Source organism: Aquamicrobium terrae, assembly GCF_052978165.1.
The window spans coordinates 1,226,816-1,243,679 of the sequence record NZ_JBRKLZ010000001.1 but is presented as its reverse complement, the minus strand read 5'-3'; the positions used below and the strand labels follow the sequence as shown (position 1 = coordinate 1,243,679).

Below are 16,864 nucleotides of genomic sequence, written 5' to 3'. Positions count from 1 at the left end.
GAATCGCGAAAACGCTCTAACCTTTTGTTTTGACGCAATTCCGAACGCAAAACCGCTTCGCACTTTTGCTGGAATTGCTCTAGGGTTGCGCCCAGAATCGAAAGGCCTGAAATCCATGTCCAAACTTTCCCCCGTTCTCGACCGCATCGACCAGTCGCTCGACGACAGCCTCGACCGGCTGTTCTCGCTGCTGCGCATCCGCTCGATCTCGACCGATCCCGACTTTGCCGCCGACTGTCGCAAGGGTGCGGAATGGCTGGTCGAAGACCTGAAAAGCATCGGCTTCGACGCTTCGGTGCGCAACACGCCCGGTCACCCCATGGTCGTCGCCCATCACGAAGGCCCGGAAGGCAGCCCGCATGTGCTGTTCTACGGCCATTACGACGTGCAGCCGGTCGATCCGCTGGAACTTTGGAATGACGATCCCTTCGCGCCGGCGCTGAAGGAAGTGGAGCCCGGCCGCAAGGTCATCACCGGGCGCGGCTCGGCCGACGACAAGGGCCAGCTGATGACCTTCGTGGAAGCCTGCCGCGCCTGGAAGGCGGTGCACGGCTCGCTGCCCTGCCGCATCACGCTTCTGTTCGAGGGCGAGGAAGAAAGCGGGTCGCCGTCGCTCAAGCCGTTCCTGGAGGCCAATGCCGAGGAACTGAAAGCCGATTTCGCGTTGGTGTGCGATACGGGCATGTGGGACCGGGACACGCCGGCCATCTCCACCGCGCTGCGCGGCCTGGTGGGGGAGGAGGTGACCGTCCATGCCGCCGACCGCGACCTGCATTCGGGCGAGTTCGGCGGTGCGGCCGCCAATCCGATCCGCATCCTTGCGCGCGTGCTTGCCGATATCCATGACGAGAACGGGCGCGTCACCATTCCCGGCTTCTACGACGGCGTCGAGGAAACGCCGGCGCAGGTGCTGAAATCGTGGGAGAGGCTCGGCGAGACGGCCGAGACCTTCCTCGGAGAGGTCGGCCTCTCGATCCCTTCGGGCGAAAAGGGCCGCTCGGTTCTCGAACTGGTGTGGGCGCGCCCGACGGCCGAGTTCAACGGCATCACCGGCGGCTATACGGGCAAGGGCTTCAAGACGGTGATTGCCGCGCAGGCCTCGGCCAAGGTGTCGTTCCGCCTCGTTCACAAGCAGGACCCGGTGAAGATCCGCGCCTCATTCCGCAAATTCGTCGAGGAGCGCATTCCGGCCGACTGTTCGGTCGAGTTCCACCAGCATGGCGGCTCGCCGGCCATCCAGCTTTCCTACGACTCGCCGTTCCTCGCCAAGGCCAAGGATGCGCTGTCCGACGAATGGCCCAAGCCCGCGGTGATGATCGCCATGGGCGGGTCGATCCCGATCGTCGGCGATTTCCAGACCTATCTCGGCATGGAGTCGCTGCTGGTCGGTTTCGGCCTTTCCGACGACCGCATCCATTCGCCCAACGAGAAATACGAGCTGTCGTCGTTCCACAAGGGCCAGCGCTCCTGGGCGCGCATCCTCGACGCGCTGACGAAGTGAGGCGGGCATGAGCAATATCCGCTTTCACAAGGGCGATCTGCCCGATCTCGCCCATTACGACGTCGATGCGGTCGCCATCGACACCGAGACGCTGGGCCTCAATCCGCATCGCGACCGCCTGTGCGTGGTGCAGATCTCGCCGGGCGACGGCACGGCCGACGTGATCCAGATCGCGGCCGGCCAGAAGGAGGCGCCGAACCTCGTCGGCCTGTTGCGCGACGCCAAGGTGACGAAGCTGTTCCACTATGCCCGCTTCGACCTGGCGGTGCTCTACAACGCTTTCGGGGTCATGCCCGAGCCGGTGTTCTGCACCAAGATCGCCTCGCGGCTCACCCGCACCTACACCGACCGCCATGGGTTGAAGGACATCTGCAACGAGCTGCTGGGCGTCAGCCTGTCGAAGCAGCAGCAGTCGTCGGACTGGGCGGCAGAGATGCTGTCGCCCGAACAGCTCGAATATGCCGCATCCGACGTGCTCTACCTCCACCGCCTGCGCGACGTGCTGGCGGGGCGGCTGGCGCGCGATGGCCGCGTTCGCGAGGCCGAAGCCTGCTTCCGCTTCCTGCCGACGCGCGCAAGGCTCGACCTGATGGGCTGGGAAGAAACCGACATCTTCGCCCATAGCTGAGGCTGGAACCGGCAGGTGACGGAGCGCGTTGCAGTTCCGTCACCGCCCTTAAGGACAGGGCAGCAGAAAAGGATGGACCATGGCCGAGCGTGAACCGATCTCCACCGCACCGAAGGACGGTTCGCGCGTCACCGTCTACTGGACCGACAGCGACGGGGTGATGAACGAATCCGTCGCCCGCTGGGATGCCGGGGATCAGGCATGGTGGGCCTATACGGATTCGAAGACCCAGAAGAAGATCGAGCCGACGAGCTGGCGCCCGGAAACCGCCGATGACGAGGCGGATGAGACCGACGAGGAAGAATAGCCTCGCCAAGGCTTGACGGCCTGCAACCGCGCCCAATGTAACGGGTGGCGGCGGTGTGCATATTCCCATACCCTGCATTTGTTGAAACCCGAGGTTGATTCGGGGCGAGTCGCTCCGACTCGGCCATTTCTCATGGAGGGAATGTCATGGGTGTGGAAGGTCTTATCATCTTTCTCATTGTCGGTGCGATCGCGGGCTGGCTCGCCGGCCTGATCGTCAAGGGGTACGGCTTCGGTCTGCTCGGCAATATCGTGGTGGGCATTGTCGGCGCGCTTATCGCCGGGTGGCTGTTGCCGCGGATCGGCCTTTACATCGGCGGCGACATTATCGGCGCCATCATCAATGCGGTGATCGGCGCGGTGATCCTGCTGCTGCTCATCCGCCTCGTGAAGACAGCCTGAGACCGACCGAGAGAGCGTGCCTATGAACAAGAATACGCTTTATCTCCTCATCGGCGCGCTTGTCGTCGTGGTGATCGGGTTGGGTGTCTACGTTTATCGTGAGGAATCGAAGCCAAGCGGCATCGAGCTTAAAATCGATGAAGGCGGCGTGTCAGTCGAGCAGAACTGAACCTTCCTGCCCGGTGGTGATGAACTGCCGGGCAGTTTCCTTGCGACTTTCCAGAAAATGTCCTGCTTTACGTCCGCACGGTCAGGTGGCGGTGCGGCGCTGGGTCGAGCGCGTGGCCGCCACGAGGGGCGAGGGGCCGCTGTCGACCAGCAATCCGGTGATGCGTGCGAAGCCGGCAAAGGACTTGCGTGCTTCTTCCGCGCTCATCTGCGCCGCCATCGCCGCCGCACAGCAGTTCAGCGCGCAACGATAGACCGGACCGCGTCGCCCGACGGGCCATTCGCGCAGGAAGGCAAGCGCCTCGGCGACATTTTCGATGTCCTGGACGGGCTGGCCACGACCCCGCGAGACGCGGACAGACGAGAAGAACTGCAGGCGATCCATCGGCAACCTCCCTCGACATCGAACACTGGTGGAGAATTTACCCTAAACGCAGAAATATACATCCGGTTCCCCGCTCACAAAGCCTTACTGCAAATAAATATTACGTTGCGGAAAGGGCGGCTGTTTCGCTGCCGCAAATGCTGGAAAACCGGCCTTCGGTGAGCCGATTGACCTGCGTCAAGGTGGTGCAGGCACCTCCATGCGAACAGGATACAGGCGGAGCGCGGTTTGCGCGACGGCCGGCTTGATCATTGTCGGTTCGGCCACATCCACTTGCAGGCCGTGTGCGGCTCTGGTTTCCTTGAACCCGACACAACAAGAGGACCCACCATGTATTCCCATATCCTCATCGCCACCGACGGATCCGAACTGGCCCAGAAGGGCATCGATCATGGGCTCTCGCTGGCCAAGGCGCTGTCGGCCAAGGTCATCTTCGTGATGGTCACCGAACCCTTCCCCATCGCCGCGGGCGCCACCGCTTCCGGCTGGGTGGCCGGACCCAACGACATTTCGCGGTATGAAGAAGGCCAGAAGGAATTCGCCGGCGGCCTTCTGGAGAAGGCGCGTGCGGCCGCCGAGAAGATGGGGGTCGAGGCCAAGGTCGTCCATGTCGCGGATCGCTGGCCGGCCGACGCCATCATCGAAGTCGCCGAAGAGCATGGCAGCAACCTGATCGTCATGGCCTCGCATGGCCGGCGCGGCCTCGGCCGCCTGCTGCTCGGCAGCCAGACCGTGGAAGTGCTGACCCACTCCAAGGTGCCGGTGCTGGTCGTGCGCTGATATCCTTTATGCCACGACGCCTGCTGCCCGGCGTCGTGGCGCAAATACGGCGACGGCTTTCCGAATGGCCGTTGCCTTATCCTGCCGATGACCTGAGCGGCGGTCTTTTCCCTTTTCGGCAAGGCGGCGAAGTTAACCCGCCCTTAAATCGCCATGTCTAGCCTTCACCCCATCGCCATTGGCTGGGGAAGATACGGCATCGCGCATGGCGAACCGCAAGAACAGACGCATCGAACCGAGTTTCGACGAGCCGGCGCGCGACGCGTCGGTGGCGGGTTTTGCCGTGCACGAGGAGGATCGTGTCGTGCCCTCAAGCCGTAAGTCACGCAGTCGCAAGCCCGCAAACGCGCGCAGGTCCGGCGGCGGCAGGACCGCCCGTGGCGGTCGGCGCAAGCGGCGCGGGCTGTTCGGCCTTCTCACGCGGCTGGTCTACTGGGGCTTCGTGCTGGCCATCTGGGGCGGCATCGCCGCCGTCGGCATGGTCGTCTATTACGGCGCCAAGATGCCCGCCGCCACGACATGGTCGATCCCCGACCGGGCGCCCAACATCAAGCTCGTATCGGTGGACGGTCGCCTCATCGCCAATCGCGGCATGAGCGGTGGCGAAGCGGTGCGCCTGTCGGAAATGTCGGCCTATATCCCGAAGGCGGTCATCGCCATCGAGGACCGCAGGTTCTATTCGCATTTCGGCTTCGACCCGATCGGCCTGGCCCGCGCCATGGTCACCAATATCATGCATGGCCGCTTCACGCAGGGCGGCTCGACGCTCACCCAGCAGCTCGCCAAGAACCTGTTCCTGAAACCGGACCGCACGCTGGAGCGCAAGGTGCAGGAGGTGCTGCTCGCCCTGTGGCTGGAGCACAAGCACACCAAGGACGAGATCCTGGCGATGTATCTCAACCGGGTCTATTTCGGCTCGGGCGCCTATGGCGTGGAGGCTGCGTCGCGCCGCTATTTCGGCAAGAGCGCCCGCGATGTGAGCCTGTCCGAAGCTGCGCTTCTTGCCGGGCTGCTCAAGGCCCCGTCACGGCTTTCGCCGGCCCGCGATCCGAAGGCGGCGGAAGAGCGTTCGCAGCTCGTGCTGGCCGCCATGCAGGACGAGGGGCTGGTAAGCTCCCGCGAGGTGGCGCATGCCATGAGCGCGCCGGCGGCGCGCGTGCCGTCCTACTGGACCGGATCGGAGAACTACGTCGCCGACACGGTGATGGAGGAACTGCCGGCCCTCATCGGCGAGGTGCAGGGCGACATCATCGTCGACACCACCATCGACCTCGACCTCCAGAAGCTGGCCGAGCGCTCGATCCGCCGGCTGATCGACGAGAACGGCAAGACGCTCGACGTCAGCCAGGGTGCGCTGGTGTCGATCGACAATTCCGGCGCGGTGCGGGCCATGGTCGGCGGCTACGACTATTCGACCAGCCAGTTCGACCGCGCCTCCGAGGCGCGCCGCCAGCCGGGCTCGGCCTTCAAGCCGTTCGTCTATGCGGCGGCGCTGGAAGCCGGACGCACGCCCGACAGCGTGCGCAACGACGCGCCGATCCAGATCGGCAAGTGGAAGCCCGTGAACTATGGCGGCAAATACTACGGCAAGGTCACGCTGGCGACGGCGCTTGCCAAGTCGCTGAATTCGGTGGCGGCCCAGCTTACCATGGAGGTGGGGCCGGAGGCGGTGATCGAGGTCGCCAACCGCATGGGCATCCAGTCCGACCTGCAAAAGAACGTCTCGATCTCGCTCGGCACGTCGGAAGTGACGCCGCTGGAGCTGACGGCGGCCTATGTGCCCTTCGCCAATGGCGGCTACCGTCCGCAGGTGCATTTCGTGCGCCGGGTGACGACCGTCAAGGGCAAGGTGCTCTATGAATACAATGGCGGTTCGGCGCCGCGCGTGCTGAAGCCGGAGATCGTCGGCATGATGAATGCGATGATGGCGGGCACGGTGGAGGCCGGCACGGCGCGCAAGGCGGCCTTCGCCTGGCCCTCGGCCGGCAAGACCGGCACCAGCCAGAACTCCCGCGATGCATGGTTCGTCGGCTACACTGCCAATCTCACCACCGGGGTGTGGTTCGGCAACGACGACGCCCGGCCGATGAAGAAGGTGACGGGCGGCGCGCTGCCGGCGCAGGCCTGGCACGAATTCATGGTGGCCGCGCATGAAGGGGTGCCGGTGGCGCGCCTGCCCGGCGGGTGGCAGCCGGGCTGGCAACCGTCGCAGCCGGCGCCCGTGCAGGATGCGCCGATCGCCATGCCCCCGGCCGCGGTCGGCCGGTCTGCAAATCCCGCCCCGCAGCCGGCGGCGCCTGCGCCGGCCGCCGTTCCGCGCCCGTCCGTTCCGGTCGCCGGTGGCGGCAGGCCCGCCATGCCTTCCGATGGCGGATCGACGGCGTCGATCAAGCGCCCGGTGCCGCCGGGCGATGTCGGCGGTCCGATGAAGAAGGGCACCACCTCCATCCTCGACATCCTGACCGGCGGCTGAACCGGCACGGCTGCCGCGCGCCTCTTCCCCGGGTGCAGCCGGCGTGGTACTGCTTGGTCCTGGAACCTTTCGTGCAGCCACGAAAGGTCCTCGGGATAACCGAAGCCCAGCCTCGAAACCCGGACGTTCGACGCCCTGTCGTGTCCGGAGGCCAAGCCCGGCTTCCCGTGCATGGCAGCGCCGTGCATGGGAGAAACCGGATGGGCCTTGCAATCTACCTTCTTACATTGGCGACCTTCGCCACCGGAACCGCCGAGAACATCGTCATCGGCATCCTGCCGGATATCGCCGGCCATCTGGATGTGCCGATCGGGCTGGCGGGGCAGCTCACCTCCGTCTTCTCCGTCACCTTCGCGGTGACGGCGCCGCTGGCGCTGGTGCTGACCAGGCATGTTCCGCGCAAGCGCCTTCTGTGCGCCGCGCTCCTCCTGTTCATCGCCAGCAGCCTGGTGGCGGCACTGGCCGGCAACATCTGGGTGCTGTTTGCCGCGCGCATCGCCATGGCGGCCGCCAGCGCCACGGTATGCCTCGTCGCCACCCTGCTGGCGACGGAAAGCGCGCCGCCCGGCCTGCGCGGCCGCGCCATCGGCATGATCTTCATGGGCATCAGCGGCTCGCTGGTGCTCGGCGTGCCGGCCGGCATGGTGGTGTGCGGCCTGTTCGGCTGGCGTGCCGTGTTTGTCGCTCTCGCCCTTCTGGCCGCGGCCGTGCTGGCCGCCTGCCACCTGGCCGTTCCGGCTTCCGATGTCCTTTCCCGGCGAGGCGGCGGCTACAGGCGGCACCTGTCGTCGGTGCCGCTGGCCAGCGCGCAACTGGTCTCGATCCTGATGATCGGCGGGCATTTCGTGCTGTTCGCCTATCTGGCGCCCTATGTCGCCACTGTGGTCGGCGTGGCGGGGGACGGGCTGGTCCTTGCCTTCCTCGCCTTCGGCGTTGCGGGCGTTTCCGGCGGCTATCTCGGGGGCCTGCTGTCCGACCGGCTGGCGCCGCGCGCCGCGCTTCTGTGCACCCCGCTCGCCTATCTGCTCGCGCTGGTTGCGATCCCGCTGTTCGTCGGCCGGCCGGCGCTGTTCTTCCCGGCTATGATGGTGTGGGCCTGCATAAGCTGGATGATTTCGCCGGTAGTGCAGAATTTCCTCATGACCACAGATGCCGGGACGGCCGGGGCCGGTGTCAGCCTGAACCTGTCGGCCATGCATATCGGGGTGGGGCTCGGCACGGCGGCTGGCGGCGTGGCGCTTGAAACCATGCCGCTTGCGGCTCTGCCTCTGGCCGGTGCGGTGCTGGCGGCGCTGGCGGTCGTCTTCGCGGCGGCGGCCTTCCATCTGACCGCACGGCGGGGCACGGTGCGGGGTGCGGCCGGGACATGATGCCCGACGTGATGCCGGGGCACTCGCCACGGGCTTCCGGTTCGGATAGATGTCTTGACACCTAACAACGAGCCGATCTTTGCCATGACCCAGACAGACAGCAGAAAGACCATCGTGCTGACCGGTGCCAGCCGGGGCATCGGCCACGCCACGGTGAAGCGCTTCTCGATGGAGGGATGGCGCGTCATCACCTGTTCGCGGCAGGCCTTTTCCGAGAATTGCCCGTGGCCGGCCGGGCCCGAGGACCACATCAAGGTCGATCTGGCCGACCCGGAGGATGTCGGCGTTGCGGTGTCCGAAATCCGCCACCGGCTGGAAAGCCATGGCGGCCAGCTCAATGCGCTGGTCAACAATGCCGGCATCTCGCCCAAGCTGCCGGGCAGCCAGCGCATGAATTCGCTCGAGACGCCCATGCATGTGTGGCGCGACGTCTTCCAGGTGAATTTCTTCGCGCCGATCATGCTGGCGCGCGGCCTGTTCAAGGAACTGGCGGCGGCCAAGGGCTCGGTGGTCAACGTCACCTCGATCGCCGGCTCGCGCGTGCATCCCTTCGCCGGAACGGCCTATGCCACGTCCAAGGCCGCGCTCGGCTCGCTGACGCGCGAGATGGCGCATGATTTCGGCCCGCACGGCATCCGCGTCAATGCCATCGCGCCCGGCGAGATCGACACCGCCATCCTGTCGCCGGGCACGGAGAAGATCGTCGAGACCATCCCGATGCGCCGGCTGGGCACCACGGCGGAAGTGGCCGACATCATCTTCTTCCTGTGCTCGGGCCAGTCCTCCTATGTGACCGGCTCCGAGATCCACATCAATGGCGGCCAGCACGTCTGACCCTGCAGGTGTGACCACGGGGTTTTTTGCCCCGCTGGAATGATTTTCTTCTCCCCATGGCGGTCGGGCAAAAAATATTGCCTGCCGCCGAGGGCAGCGCGAGCCCGTTTCTTCGCGGCATCCTCCTGTCAGGCTAGAAATGCAAGCCTGTACAGGGTTTTACCGCGATGCCGCACGATCTTCCCAAGCTGAACGCTTTTCCCGTCTTCATGCGCGTCGAAGACGAGGCAGTCGTCATCGTCGGCGACGGCGAGGAGGCGCTGGCCAAGGCCCGGCTGCTCGGCCAGTCGTCGGCCAGGCTGCGCATCGTCGCGCCCGAAGCTTCCCCCGAACTGCTTTCCTGGATCGCGGCCAACGGCGCGGCGCATGTCGCGCAGGCCTATGCGCGCGGCCACCTGGAGGGTGCCGTCCTGGTCTTCGCCGCCAGTGGCGAGGAGGGGCTGGATCGGCGCGTCGTGGAAGACGCGCGTGCGCTCGGCATCAAGGCCAACGCCGTCGACCGGCCGGAACTGTGCGATTTCTTCACCCCGGCGCTGGTCAATCGCGCCCCGGTCGCGGTTGCCATCGGAACCGAGGGCGCCGGCCCGGTGCTTGCCCAGATGATCCGGTCGCGCATCGATCGCATGCTGCCGCCGTCGCTGGGCTCGCTGGCCGCGCTGGCCGTCAGCTTTCGCGAGGCGGCCGAGCGCCTGCTGCCCAAGGGCGCGCCGCGCCGCCGGTTCTGGCGCGAATTCTTCGAGGGCGCGCCGGCCCGGGCCGTCGCCGGTGGCGATATAGCGGCCGGCCATGAGGCCGCATCCGGGCTGCTTGCCAATCCGGAGCGCGCCTTCGGCCATGTCGCGCTGGTCGGGGCAGGGCCGGGGGCGGAAGACCTTCTGACGCTCAGGGCGCAGCGGCTCCTGATGGAGGCCGACGTCATCCTTTATGACGCGCTGGTGCCCGAGGCCGTGGTCGCCATGGGCCGCCGCGATGCCGAGCGCGTTGCGGTGGGCAAGCGCAAGGGCTGCCATTCCAAGACGCAGGCCGAGATCAATGCGCTGCTGGTCGCGCTCGGCCGCGAGGGCAGGCGGGTCGTGCGCCTCAAGAGCGGCGATCCGCTGGTGTTCGGCCGGGCCGGCGAGGAAATGGCGGCGCTTCGCGATGCCGGCATCTCCTACGAGGTGGTGCCGGGCGTGACCGCCGCCTTTGCCGCCGCCGCCGATTTCGAACTGCCGCTGACGCTGCGCGGCGTCACCTCGTCCATGGTGTTCACCACCGGCCATGACCTGAAGGGCGGTTCGCTGCCGGACTGGGCGAAGCTCGCCATCTCGGGCGCGACGGTGGCCGTCTACATGGGCCGCTCGGTCGCGGCGGAAGTCGCCGGCCGCCTGATCGAGGCCGGCCTGCCGCCGGACACGGCGGTTGCCGTGGTCGAGAATGCAAGCCTGGCCGAGCGCCGCCGCTTTCACGGCACGCTGGCCGACCTGCCGGCGCTGGAGCAGCGCCATGACCTGACCGGGCCGGTGATGACCATCATCGGCGATGCCGTGGCGGGTGCCCGCTTCGACCGCTCCGAGCCGCTTGCAGCGCATAGAAACCTTGCCGTGGAACGCATTTTCGAGGGATCGCACGCATGAAGATCATGACCGCCAACCGCCTGGTCGACGGCGAGGTCGTCTGGTACGGCAACGGCCAGTGGATCGAGACGATCGACGGTGCCGAGATCGTCGTCGACCCGGCCGAGGAGGCCCGGCTGGAGGCGCTCGGCAAGCAGGCGATGGCCGCCAACCTGATCCTCGATCTCGCCCTCATCGACATCGAGGTGGTCGACGGCGCCATCCGCCCGAAGCGCCTGCGCGAGCGCATCCGCGCCGCCGGCCCCACCATCCGCAACGACCTCGGCAAGCAGGCCCGAACCCAATTGTCCCGAGCGGCCTGACAGGCAGGCGGCCGCGCACGCCCGGAGAAGCAACATGTACCGTTACGACGAATTCGACCATGCCTTCGTGCAGGCCCGCGTCGCCCAGTTCAGCGATCAGGTCGAGCGCCGGCTTGCCGGTGAGCTGACGGAGGAGCAGTTCCGCCCGTTGCGCCTGATGAACGGCGTCTATCTGCAACTCCATGCCTACATGCTGCGCGTCGCCATTCCCTACGGCACGCTTTCCTCGCGCCAGATGCGGATGCTCGCCCATATCGCGCGCACCTACGACAAGGGCTACGGGCATTTCACCACGCGCCAGAACATCCAGTTCCACTGGCCGGCCCTGTCCGACATTCCGGCGGCCCTTGCCGATCTCGCCTCGGTGGAGATGCATGCGTTGCAGACGAGCGGCAATTGCATTCGCAACATCAGCGCCGACCATTTCGCCGGAGCGGCCGCCGACGAGGTTGCCGACCCGCGCCCCTATGCCGAGATCATGCGGCAATGGTCGTCGGTGCATCCGGAATTCAGCTACTTGCCGCGCAAGTTCAAGATCGCGCTGACGGGGTCCAACCGCGACCGCGCCGCCATCCAGACCTACGACATCGGCCTGCACCTCAAGCGGAACGAGGCGGGAGAACTCGGCTTCACCGTGTGGGTGGGCGGCGGCCAGGGCCGCACGCCGCTGCTGGCCAAGAAGATCCGCGACTTCCTGCCCCGCCAGCACCTGTTGTCCTATGTGACGGCGATCATGCGCGTCTACAATCTGCACGGCCGCCGCGACAACAAGTGGAAGGCGCGCATCAAGATCCTCGTCCATGAAATGGGCGCGCAGGAATTTGCCCGCCAGGTCGAGGCCGAATGGGAAACGCTGAAGGACGGCGACCTCAAGCTGCCGCAGGCCGATATCGACGCCATCAACGCCTATTTCGCGCCGCCGCCGCTGGTGGACAGGCCGGAAGGCGACGAGGCGGTGCGGCTTGCCAGGCTGGATTCCAGAAGCTTCTCCGACTGGCTCAACCGCAACGTCACCACCCACCATCACCCCGATTACGCGGCGGTGACGATTTCGCTCAAGAACATCGGCGAAACCCCCGGCGACATGAGCGACAGCCAGATGGACGCGGTTGCCGACCTTGCCGAGCGATATGCCTTCGACGAGATCCGGGTATCCCACGAGCAGAACCTGGTGCTGCCGCATGTCGCGCGCGCCGACCTCAAGGCGGTGTATGATGCGCTGGTGGAGATCGGGCTGGCCACGGCCAATATCGACCTCATCAGCGACATCATCGCCTGCCCCGGCCTCGACTACTGCACGCTGGCCAATGCGCGCTCCATCCCTGTCGCCCAGCAGATTGCGCTGCGCTTCGCCTCGCTGGAGCGCCAGCGCGACATCGGCGAGTTGAAGCTCAACATCTCGGGCTGCATCAACGCCTGCGGACATCACCATGTCGGGCACATCGGCATTCTCGGCGTCGAAAAGAAGGGCGCCGAACTCTATCAGGTCACGCTCGGCGGCGCCGCCGACGAGAACGCGGCCATCGGCGAGATCATCGGGCGCGGGTTCGGACCCGACGAGATCGTCGATGCGATCGAGACGCTGGTCGAGACCTATCTGGCGATCCGCAGCGACCGTTCGGAGCGGTTCCTCGACGTCTATCGCCGGCTCGGCGCCGCGCCGTTCAAGGAGGCTCTCTATGGAGCCGAGGCCAAGGCGGCCTGAGGTGAGGGCACGGGACGCCGCATCCCTCGAAGCACGACACGGGCAGCTTTCCGCCGCCCGTGTCATCGAGCTTGCGGCAAGTGATCTGTTTGCGGGAGAGATCGCGGCCGTCTCGTCCTTCGGGGCGGATTCGGCGGTGCTGCTGCATCTCATCGCCCAGGTGGACCGGCATCTGCCGGTCGTCTTCCTCGACACCGGCAAGCATTTCGAGGAGACGCTGAGCTATCGCGACGCGCTTGCCGACGATTTCGGCCTGACCGACATCAGGGTGGTCCACCCGGAAGCGGCAGCACTGGAGCGGGTCGATCCGGGCGGGCGGCTGCATGAAAGCGACGTGGAAGCCTGCTGCCATGTGCGCAAGGTGGAGCCGATGGCGCGCGGCGTCGAGCCGTTCCGGGCGTGGTTCACCGGCCGCAAGCGCCATCAGGCGCAAACGCGGACCGCGCTGCCGGTGTTCGAGGCGGTGGGACCGCGCGTGCGCATCAACCCGCTGGCGCATTGGACCACGGCCGATCTGGCCGACTATATGCGGGCCCATGCGCTGCGGGAAAACCCGCTGGTCGCCTATGGCTACCTGTCCATAGGCTGCTTTCCCTGCACCCGGCCCGTGGAGCAGGGACAGGACGCGCGCAGCGGACGCTGGGCCGGTCAGGCCAAGACCGAATGCGGCATTCATCTTGCGGGACTGGAACAGTCCCTGAGCCAGGAAAGACATGATGAGCGAAGAGAAACCGGCGCCTGAAATCCGCCTGTGGACTCCCGAAGGGTTCCGCGAGGACGAATGGGCGCATGCCGAAACGGCAGAGGCGCTGGCCGGCAACGACCGGCTCATCCTGCCTTTGCAGGCTTTCCTCGGTCTCGACCCGCAGGAGCGGACGCGAAATCGCGGGCGGCTGGGCGTTCTGGTGCAGCCGGGCGAGCAGATCGACACCCTCGTCGAACTGCTGGACGAGGTTGCGCTGATAGCGCTGGTTTTTCCGGCCTATACCGACGGCCGCAGTTATTCCAAGGCACAACTTCTGCGCGGCCGGCATGGGTTCGAGGGAACGCTGCGCGCAGTGGGCGAGGTGCTGGTCGACCAGCTTGCCCATATGCTGCGCGTCGGCTTCACCGAATTCGCGATTTCCAATCCGGTCCTGCTGCGGCGGCTGGAGAAAGGCGAGGTCGGCGGCCTGCCGGTCTATTACCAGCCGGCGGCGAAGCCCGCGGCCGCGACAGGCAGCTATTCCTGGCGCCGGGTGCCGCAATCCTAGCGGCACGGCTGTCGCGGTCTAGCTTGCGGAACCTTCTTCCGCTTGCAGTTCGACCGCTTCCAGACGGTCGAGAAGGGCTTGCAGGTGTTCGGGAACGTCCTTGACGACTTTGAACGCCGGCATGGAGTGCAATATGCCCCGTGTCCCATGGCTGCGGACCTGTTGACGGATCGTCGTCGCCAGCTTCTGGCGCACCGGGTCCTGCAGCATTTCCTTGCCTGTTCGGGTCATCGTTCCAAAATCCTTCCGGTTTCGAAACTCCCTGTATCCGGTGATGGTTCCCCTAAAGCCGGGCGATTGCAAACAGCTCCGTCGAACAGGGTAAAATTTGAATTAAATGCAGTTGACGCCATCGGAAGCGTTCCGCAGTGCGAACCCCTTGATTTTTGGCCGTCGAACCTCGATATCGGGCCCAACTCCGAAACTTCGAAAGAATGGAAATCCGCCATGAGTGACCAGGCCAAAGACGAGCGTATGCCCGACGAGACCGGGACCACGCAAGCCGCCGGCGAAGGCACCGAGAACGACTACGAGGCGCTTGTGCGCCTGCTGAAGGAAAACGAGGAACTGAAGGACAAGGCGCTGCGTGCCGCCGCCGAGGTGGAGAACATGCGCCGCCGGGCTGCCCGCGACGTGCAGGATGCGCGCGCCTATTCCATCGCCAATTTCGCCCGCGACATGCTGACCGTTGCCGACGACCTGCAACGTGCGCTCGATGCCATCCCGGCCGAGGCCAAGGCTTCCGGCGATGCCGGCTTCAAGGCCCTGATCGAGGGCGTCGAGATCACCGCGCGCGGCCTGCTGGCGGCGCTGGAGCGGCACGGCGTGAAGAAGCTGGTGCCGGAAGGCGAGAAGTTCGATCCCAATTTCCACGAAGCCCTGTTCGAAGTACCCAACCCGCAGGTGGTTGCCGGCACGGTGGTGCAGGTTGTGCAGCCGGGCTACTCGATCGGCGAGCGCGTGCTGCGACCGGCCAAGGTCGGCGTCTCCAAGGACGGGCCGAAACAGGCACCGGAGCAGGCGGCCAAGCCGGCCGGCGGGGACGCGCAGGGCTAAAGCAAGTCCAGCAAGGAAGCGGGCAAGGGACCTATCCCCTTCCGATTTGCCGGGCGGCTGCTACTGTTGCCGCCGCCTGCCATCGGATCGAAGCCTGCCATGAACCTCGTCACCATCCTCGATTATGCCGGCGTCGCGGTGTTCGCGGCCACCGGCGCGCTTGCCGCCTCGCGCAAGCAGGTCGACATCATCGGCTTCCTGTTCCTTGCCGGCGTGACGGGCATCGGCGGCGGCACGTTCCGCGACCTCATTCTCAACACCCCGGTGTTCTGGATCGGCAACCATGATTATGTGCTGGTCTGCGCCGCCAGCGCCATTCTCGTGTTCTTCACCGCGCATCGGGTGGAATCGCGCTACAAGCTGCTTCTGTGGCTCGACGCCGTCGGTCTCGCCGCCTTTGCGGTGATGGGCGCGGTCAAGGGGCTGGCGATCACCGGATCGCCGGTCGTCGCCATCATCATGGGCATGCTGACCGCCACTTTCGGAGGCATCCTTCGCGACCTGCTGGCCGGGGAGCCCTCGGTGCTGCTGCGGCCGGAGGTCTATGTCACGGCCGCGCTGGCGGGGGCTGGCGTCTATACGATCTGCGATCTCGCCGGGCTGGCGCCGATCGTCTCGCAGCTTGGCGGCTTCGTGGTCGCTTTGGCCGTCAGGGGAGGGGCGCTTCGCTTCGGCTGGCGCATTCCTGTCTACAAGAGCCGGCCCGGACGACGGCCGGAGGACATTCCCTGAAGCATGTCGCCCGAAAATGGGAACCTGTTTCGGCATGACGATAAGCCTTAAGCCCGGGCGACCTGCCACGCCTTGACCAGTCTGGCGGGAGCCTGTCGCATCCAGATCCGCTCCAGACGATGGCGCAGTTCCTCATCGCCGATGCGGTCCATCCTCACCAGCAATGCCGGCCAGCCCTTGTAATGGTCGGTCTCGAAATAGATGTCCGGCGACAAGGAGAGCAGCATCTCCTTCTCGTCGAAGGGGACGAACAGCACGACGGTGGCGGCATCCTTGACGCGGGCGAGTGGCTTCCTGCCGACCTTGAGCGCGGGCGTTCCGTAGGATGTGGTTTCGAGGACTTGCGGGAGGTGGCTTGTCGCGGCCTTCAGCCTGCCGAGCACGGCCGCGAGATCGCTATCCATCGCCTCAGGCCGCGTAGTCTGGCCTTCGCCGCCATAATAGCTGATGTAGCGGGCGCCGATTTCCTTGACCGGCATGACCACGAAGATGTCGACGGTGGCGAAGTCGGGGTCGATGACGCAGCCCTCGCCGATGCGGGCGCCGACGCGCAGATAGCCCTTCACCAGCGGCGGCATGGCGGCGATGGCCGACTTGGGGTTCACCGCATCGAGGGGCATCAGCTTCATGGGATGGTAGCGGCCGGTGACGGCGCGCACGTCCCAGTCGGCCGTGGTGCGGCAATGGTGCGCCAGATAGGTCAGCGCCTCGGCATGGGTCGCGGGGTCGGTGCCGGGGAAGGAGGCGCAGCCGACCATCACGTCGATCCGGTAATGGTTGAGATAGGCCCAGATGCCTTGCCAGAGCGCCTCGATGGTGCGCCGCGAGCGGTATTCGGGCAGCACGCAGGACCGCCCCAGTTCGAGGAAGCGGCGCTCCGGGTGGCGGGCGACGAGGCCCTGCAACTCGAATTCGTCCTGCGAATAGAATCCGCCGGCGGCTGCCGCGCTCTCCTGCCGCAGCAGGCGGTAGGTGCCGACGATGCGACGATGCTCCGGGCCGATCAGGCTGTTGTCGAACACCAGCAAATGGTCGCAGAGCGGATCGAAGCGGTCGGCATCGCGGCCGCCGAACCGGTGCAGGCCGCCGCGGGCGCCGAGCTCATCGTAGAAGATGCGGTAGCGGATTTCCTGCGCGTAGTCGATTTCGGCTTGGTTGCGGGCCAGCCGCACTTCGAGGTTGCCGATTCGTCCGAGCGGCGCTGCGAGGGTCGGCGCCTGCGGCCCGGTGGCGGTTCCCGAAACGGATGAAACGGGCGACCGGGTCTGCCCTTGCGGCATCGCTGTCTGCACGGGCGATTCTCCTTCGAGCCATCCCTCGTGGCGCGGGGATACGATTGTGGTGCAACAGGAT

18 protein-coding genes and 1 pseudogene are annotated in these 16,864 nt (G+C 66.0%); 16 read left to right on the top strand and 3 right to left on the bottom strand.

Going from position 1 to position 16,864, the window contains the following annotated elements; all coding sequences use genetic code 11:
- Positions 1-115 precede the first annotated feature (115 nt).
- The 5 genes from ACVCNR_RS06205 to ACVCNR_RS06185 all read left to right on the top strand — a co-directional run bounded on the left by ACVCNR_RS06205 (position 116) and on the right by ACVCNR_RS06185 (position 3,006).
- On the top strand, positions 116-1,501 hold the full coding sequence (locus ACVCNR_RS06205; protein ID WP_447074128.1) for a M20/M25/M40 family metallo-hydrolase: 1,386 nt from the start codon (positions 116-118) through the stop codon (positions 1,499-1,501).
- A 7-nt stretch (positions 1,502-1,508) separates the two neighbouring features.
- On the top strand, positions 1,509-2,129 hold the full coding sequence (locus ACVCNR_RS06200; protein WP_447074127.1) for a ribonuclease D: 621 nt from the start codon (positions 1,509-1,511) through the stop codon (positions 2,127-2,129).
- Between the two features lie 79 nt (positions 2,130-2,208).
- Positions 2,209-2,436 carry a hypothetical protein gene (locus tag ACVCNR_RS06195; RefSeq protein ID WP_354197543.1) on the top strand — a complete coding sequence of 76 codons (228 nt, stop codon included), beginning with the start codon at positions 2,209-2,211 and terminating at the stop codon, positions 2,434-2,436.
- 146 nt (positions 2,437-2,582) lie between these two features.
- Positions 2,583-2,837 carry a GlsB/YeaQ/YmgE family stress response membrane protein gene (locus ACVCNR_RS06190; RefSeq protein WP_354197541.1) on the top strand — a complete coding sequence of 85 codons (255 nt, stop codon included), beginning with the start codon at positions 2,583-2,585 and terminating at the stop codon, positions 2,835-2,837.
- Positions 2,838-2,859: 22 nt separating this feature from the next.
- Positions 2,860-3,006: a hypothetical protein gene (locus ACVCNR_RS06185; RefSeq protein WP_354197539.1), complete on the top strand. Its 147-nt coding sequence runs from the start codon at positions 2,860-2,862 to the stop codon at positions 3,004-3,006.
- An 81-nt stretch (positions 3,007-3,087) separates the two neighbouring features.
- On the opposite strand, the gene ACVCNR_RS06180 is transcribed toward ACVCNR_RS06185, so the two are convergent.
- Positions 3,088-3,390, bottom strand: coding sequence for a DUF982 domain-containing protein (locus ACVCNR_RS06180; protein WP_354197538.1), 303 nt, complete (start codon positions 3,388-3,390; stop codon positions 3,088-3,090).
- A 330-nt stretch (positions 3,391-3,720) separates the two neighbouring features.
- On the opposite strand from ACVCNR_RS06180, the gene ACVCNR_RS06175 reads away from it, so the two are divergent.
- The 9 genes from ACVCNR_RS06175 to ACVCNR_RS06135 all read left to right on the top strand — a co-directional run bounded on the left by ACVCNR_RS06175 (position 3,721) and on the right by ACVCNR_RS06135 (position 13,723).
- Positions 3,721-4,170 carry a universal stress protein gene (locus tag ACVCNR_RS06175; protein WP_354197536.1) on the top strand — a complete coding sequence of 150 codons (450 nt, stop codon included), beginning with the start codon at positions 3,721-3,723 and terminating at the stop codon, positions 4,168-4,170.
- 205 nt (positions 4,171-4,375) lie between these two features.
- Entirely contained in the window at positions 4,376-6,643 is a 2,268-nt protein-coding gene (locus ACVCNR_RS06170) for a transglycosylase domain-containing protein (protein WP_447074126.1), read from the top strand.
- A 200-nt stretch (positions 6,644-6,843) separates the two neighbouring features.
- The gene (locus ACVCNR_RS06165) at positions 6,844-8,013 is read left to right on the top strand and encodes an MFS transporter (RefSeq protein ID WP_447074125.1); all 1,170 of its coding nucleotides are present in this window, start codon (positions 6,844-6,846) and stop codon (positions 8,011-8,013) included.
- 84 nt (positions 8,014-8,097) lie between these two features.
- Complete coding sequence (locus tag ACVCNR_RS06160) at positions 8,098-8,847, top strand: SDR family NAD(P)-dependent oxidoreductase (RefSeq protein WP_354197657.1); 750 nt, start codon at positions 8,098-8,100, stop codon at positions 8,845-8,847.
- A gap of 167 nt (positions 8,848-9,014) precedes the next feature.
- Positions 9,015-10,463: a siroheme synthase CysG gene (gene cysG / locus ACVCNR_RS06155; RefSeq protein ID WP_447074124.1), complete on the top strand. Its 1,449-nt coding sequence runs from the start codon at positions 9,015-9,017 to the stop codon at positions 10,461-10,463.
- Positions 10,460-10,765, top strand: a complete 306-nt coding sequence (locus ACVCNR_RS06150) for a DUF2849 domain-containing protein (RefSeq protein ID WP_354197528.1) — start codon at positions 10,460-10,462, stop codon at positions 10,763-10,765. Before cysG ends, ACVCNR_RS06150 begins: the two co-directional genes overlap by 4 nt.
- A gap of 34 nt (positions 10,766-10,799) precedes the next feature.
- A complete protein-coding gene (locus ACVCNR_RS06145) occupies positions 10,800-12,470 on the top strand; it encodes a nitrite/sulfite reductase (RefSeq protein ID WP_354197526.1) in 1,671 nt (556 codons plus the stop codon).
- Complete coding sequence (locus ACVCNR_RS06140) at positions 12,445-13,212, top strand: phosphoadenylyl-sulfate reductase (protein WP_354197524.1); 768 nt, start codon at positions 12,445-12,447, stop codon at positions 13,210-13,212. The genes ACVCNR_RS06145 and ACVCNR_RS06140 overlap by 26 nt, the downstream gene beginning before the upstream one ends.
- Positions 13,187-13,723: a DUF934 domain-containing protein gene (locus ACVCNR_RS06135; protein ID WP_447074123.1), complete on the top strand. Its 537-nt coding sequence runs from the start codon at positions 13,187-13,189 to the stop codon at positions 13,721-13,723. The genes ACVCNR_RS06140 and ACVCNR_RS06135 overlap by 26 nt, the downstream gene beginning before the upstream one ends.
- Before the next feature lie 18 nt (positions 13,724-13,741).
- Here ACVCNR_RS06135 and ACVCNR_RS06130 read toward each other — a convergent pair whose 3' ends face one another.
- Complete coding sequence (locus ACVCNR_RS06130) at positions 13,742-13,954, bottom strand: hypothetical protein (protein ID WP_447074122.1); 213 nt, start codon at positions 13,952-13,954, stop codon at positions 13,742-13,744.
- 216 nt (positions 13,955-14,170) lie between these two features.
- On the opposite strand from ACVCNR_RS06130, the gene grpE reads away from it, so the two are divergent.
- Positions 14,171-14,779: a nucleotide exchange factor GrpE gene (gene grpE, locus ACVCNR_RS06125; RefSeq protein ID WP_447074121.1), complete on the top strand. Its 609-nt coding sequence runs from the start codon at positions 14,171-14,173 to the stop codon at positions 14,777-14,779.
- A gap of 99 nt (positions 14,780-14,878) precedes the next feature.
- Positions 14,879-15,511, top strand: coding sequence for a trimeric intracellular cation channel family protein (locus ACVCNR_RS06120; RefSeq protein ID WP_354197516.1), 633 nt, complete (start codon positions 14,879-14,881; stop codon positions 15,509-15,511).
- A gap of 422 nt (positions 15,512-15,933) precedes the next feature.
- Here the strand turns inward: ACVCNR_RS06120 and olsB are convergent.
- Positions 15,934-16,803 (bottom strand): annotated as a pseudogene (olsB, locus tag ACVCNR_RS06115) (l-ornithine N(alpha)-acyltransferase); the annotation flags it as partial.
- Between the last annotated feature and the right edge of the window lie 61 nt (positions 16,804-16,864).

Excerpts from the sequence above, each read along its gene's own strand:
- ACVCNR_RS06170 (WP_447074126.1), top strand. The coding sequence starts at position 4,376 with ATGGCGAACCGCAAGAACAGACGCATCGAACCGAGTTTCGACGAGCCG.
- cysG (WP_447074124.1), top strand. The coding sequence starts at position 9,015 with ATGCCGCACGATCTTCCCAAGCTGAACGCTTTTCCCGTCTTCATGCGC.
- ACVCNR_RS06145 (WP_354197526.1), top strand. The coding sequence starts at position 10,800 with ATGTACCGTTACGACGAATTCGACCATGCCTTCGTGCAGGCCCGCGTC.
- ACVCNR_RS06175 (WP_354197536.1), top strand. The coding sequence starts at position 3,721 with ATGTATTCCCATATCCTCATCGCCACCGACGGATCCGAACTGGCCCAG.
- ACVCNR_RS06205 (WP_447074128.1), top strand. The coding sequence starts at position 116 with ATGTCCAAACTTTCCCCCGTTCTCGACCGCATCGACCAGTCGCTCGAC.
- ACVCNR_RS06150 (WP_354197528.1), top strand. The coding sequence starts at position 10,460 with ATGAAGATCATGACCGCCAACCGCCTGGTCGACGGCGAGGTCGTCTGG.
- ACVCNR_RS06165 (WP_447074125.1), top strand. The coding sequence starts at position 6,844 with ATGGGCCTTGCAATCTACCTTCTTACATTGGCGACCTTCGCCACCGGA.
- ACVCNR_RS06195 (WP_354197543.1), top strand. The coding sequence starts at position 2,209 with ATGGCCGAGCGTGAACCGATCTCCACCGCACCGAAGGACGGTTCGCGC.
- ACVCNR_RS06200 (WP_447074127.1), top strand. The coding sequence starts at position 1,509 with ATGAGCAATATCCGCTTTCACAAGGGCGATCTGCCCGATCTCGCCCAT.
- ACVCNR_RS06120 (WP_354197516.1), top strand. The coding sequence starts at position 14,879 with ATGAACCTCGTCACCATCCTCGATTATGCCGGCGTCGCGGTGTTCGCG.
- ACVCNR_RS06140 (WP_354197524.1), top strand. The coding sequence starts at position 12,445 with ATGGAGCCGAGGCCAAGGCGGCCTGAGGTGAGGGCACGGGACGCCGCA.
- ACVCNR_RS06160 (WP_354197657.1), top strand. The coding sequence starts at position 8,098 with ATGACCCAGACAGACAGCAGAAAGACCATCGTGCTGACCGGTGCCAGC.
- ACVCNR_RS06180 (WP_354197538.1), bottom strand. The coding sequence starts at position 3,390 with ATGGATCGCCTGCAGTTCTTCTCGTCTGTCCGCGTCTCGCGGGGTCGT.
- ACVCNR_RS06190 (WP_354197541.1), top strand. The coding sequence starts at position 2,583 with ATGGGTGTGGAAGGTCTTATCATCTTTCTCATTGTCGGTGCGATCGCG.
- ACVCNR_RS06185 (WP_354197539.1), top strand. The coding sequence starts at position 2,860 with ATGAACAAGAATACGCTTTATCTCCTCATCGGCGCGCTTGTCGTCGTG.
- ACVCNR_RS06135 (WP_447074123.1), top strand. The coding sequence starts at position 13,187 with ATGAGCGAAGAGAAACCGGCGCCTGAAATCCGCCTGTGGACTCCCGAA.
- grpE (WP_447074121.1), top strand. The coding sequence starts at position 14,171 with ATGAGTGACCAGGCCAAAGACGAGCGTATGCCCGACGAGACCGGGACC.
- ACVCNR_RS06130 (WP_447074122.1), bottom strand. The coding sequence starts at position 13,954 with ATGACCCGAACAGGCAAGGAAATGCTGCAGGACCCGGTGCGCCAGAAG.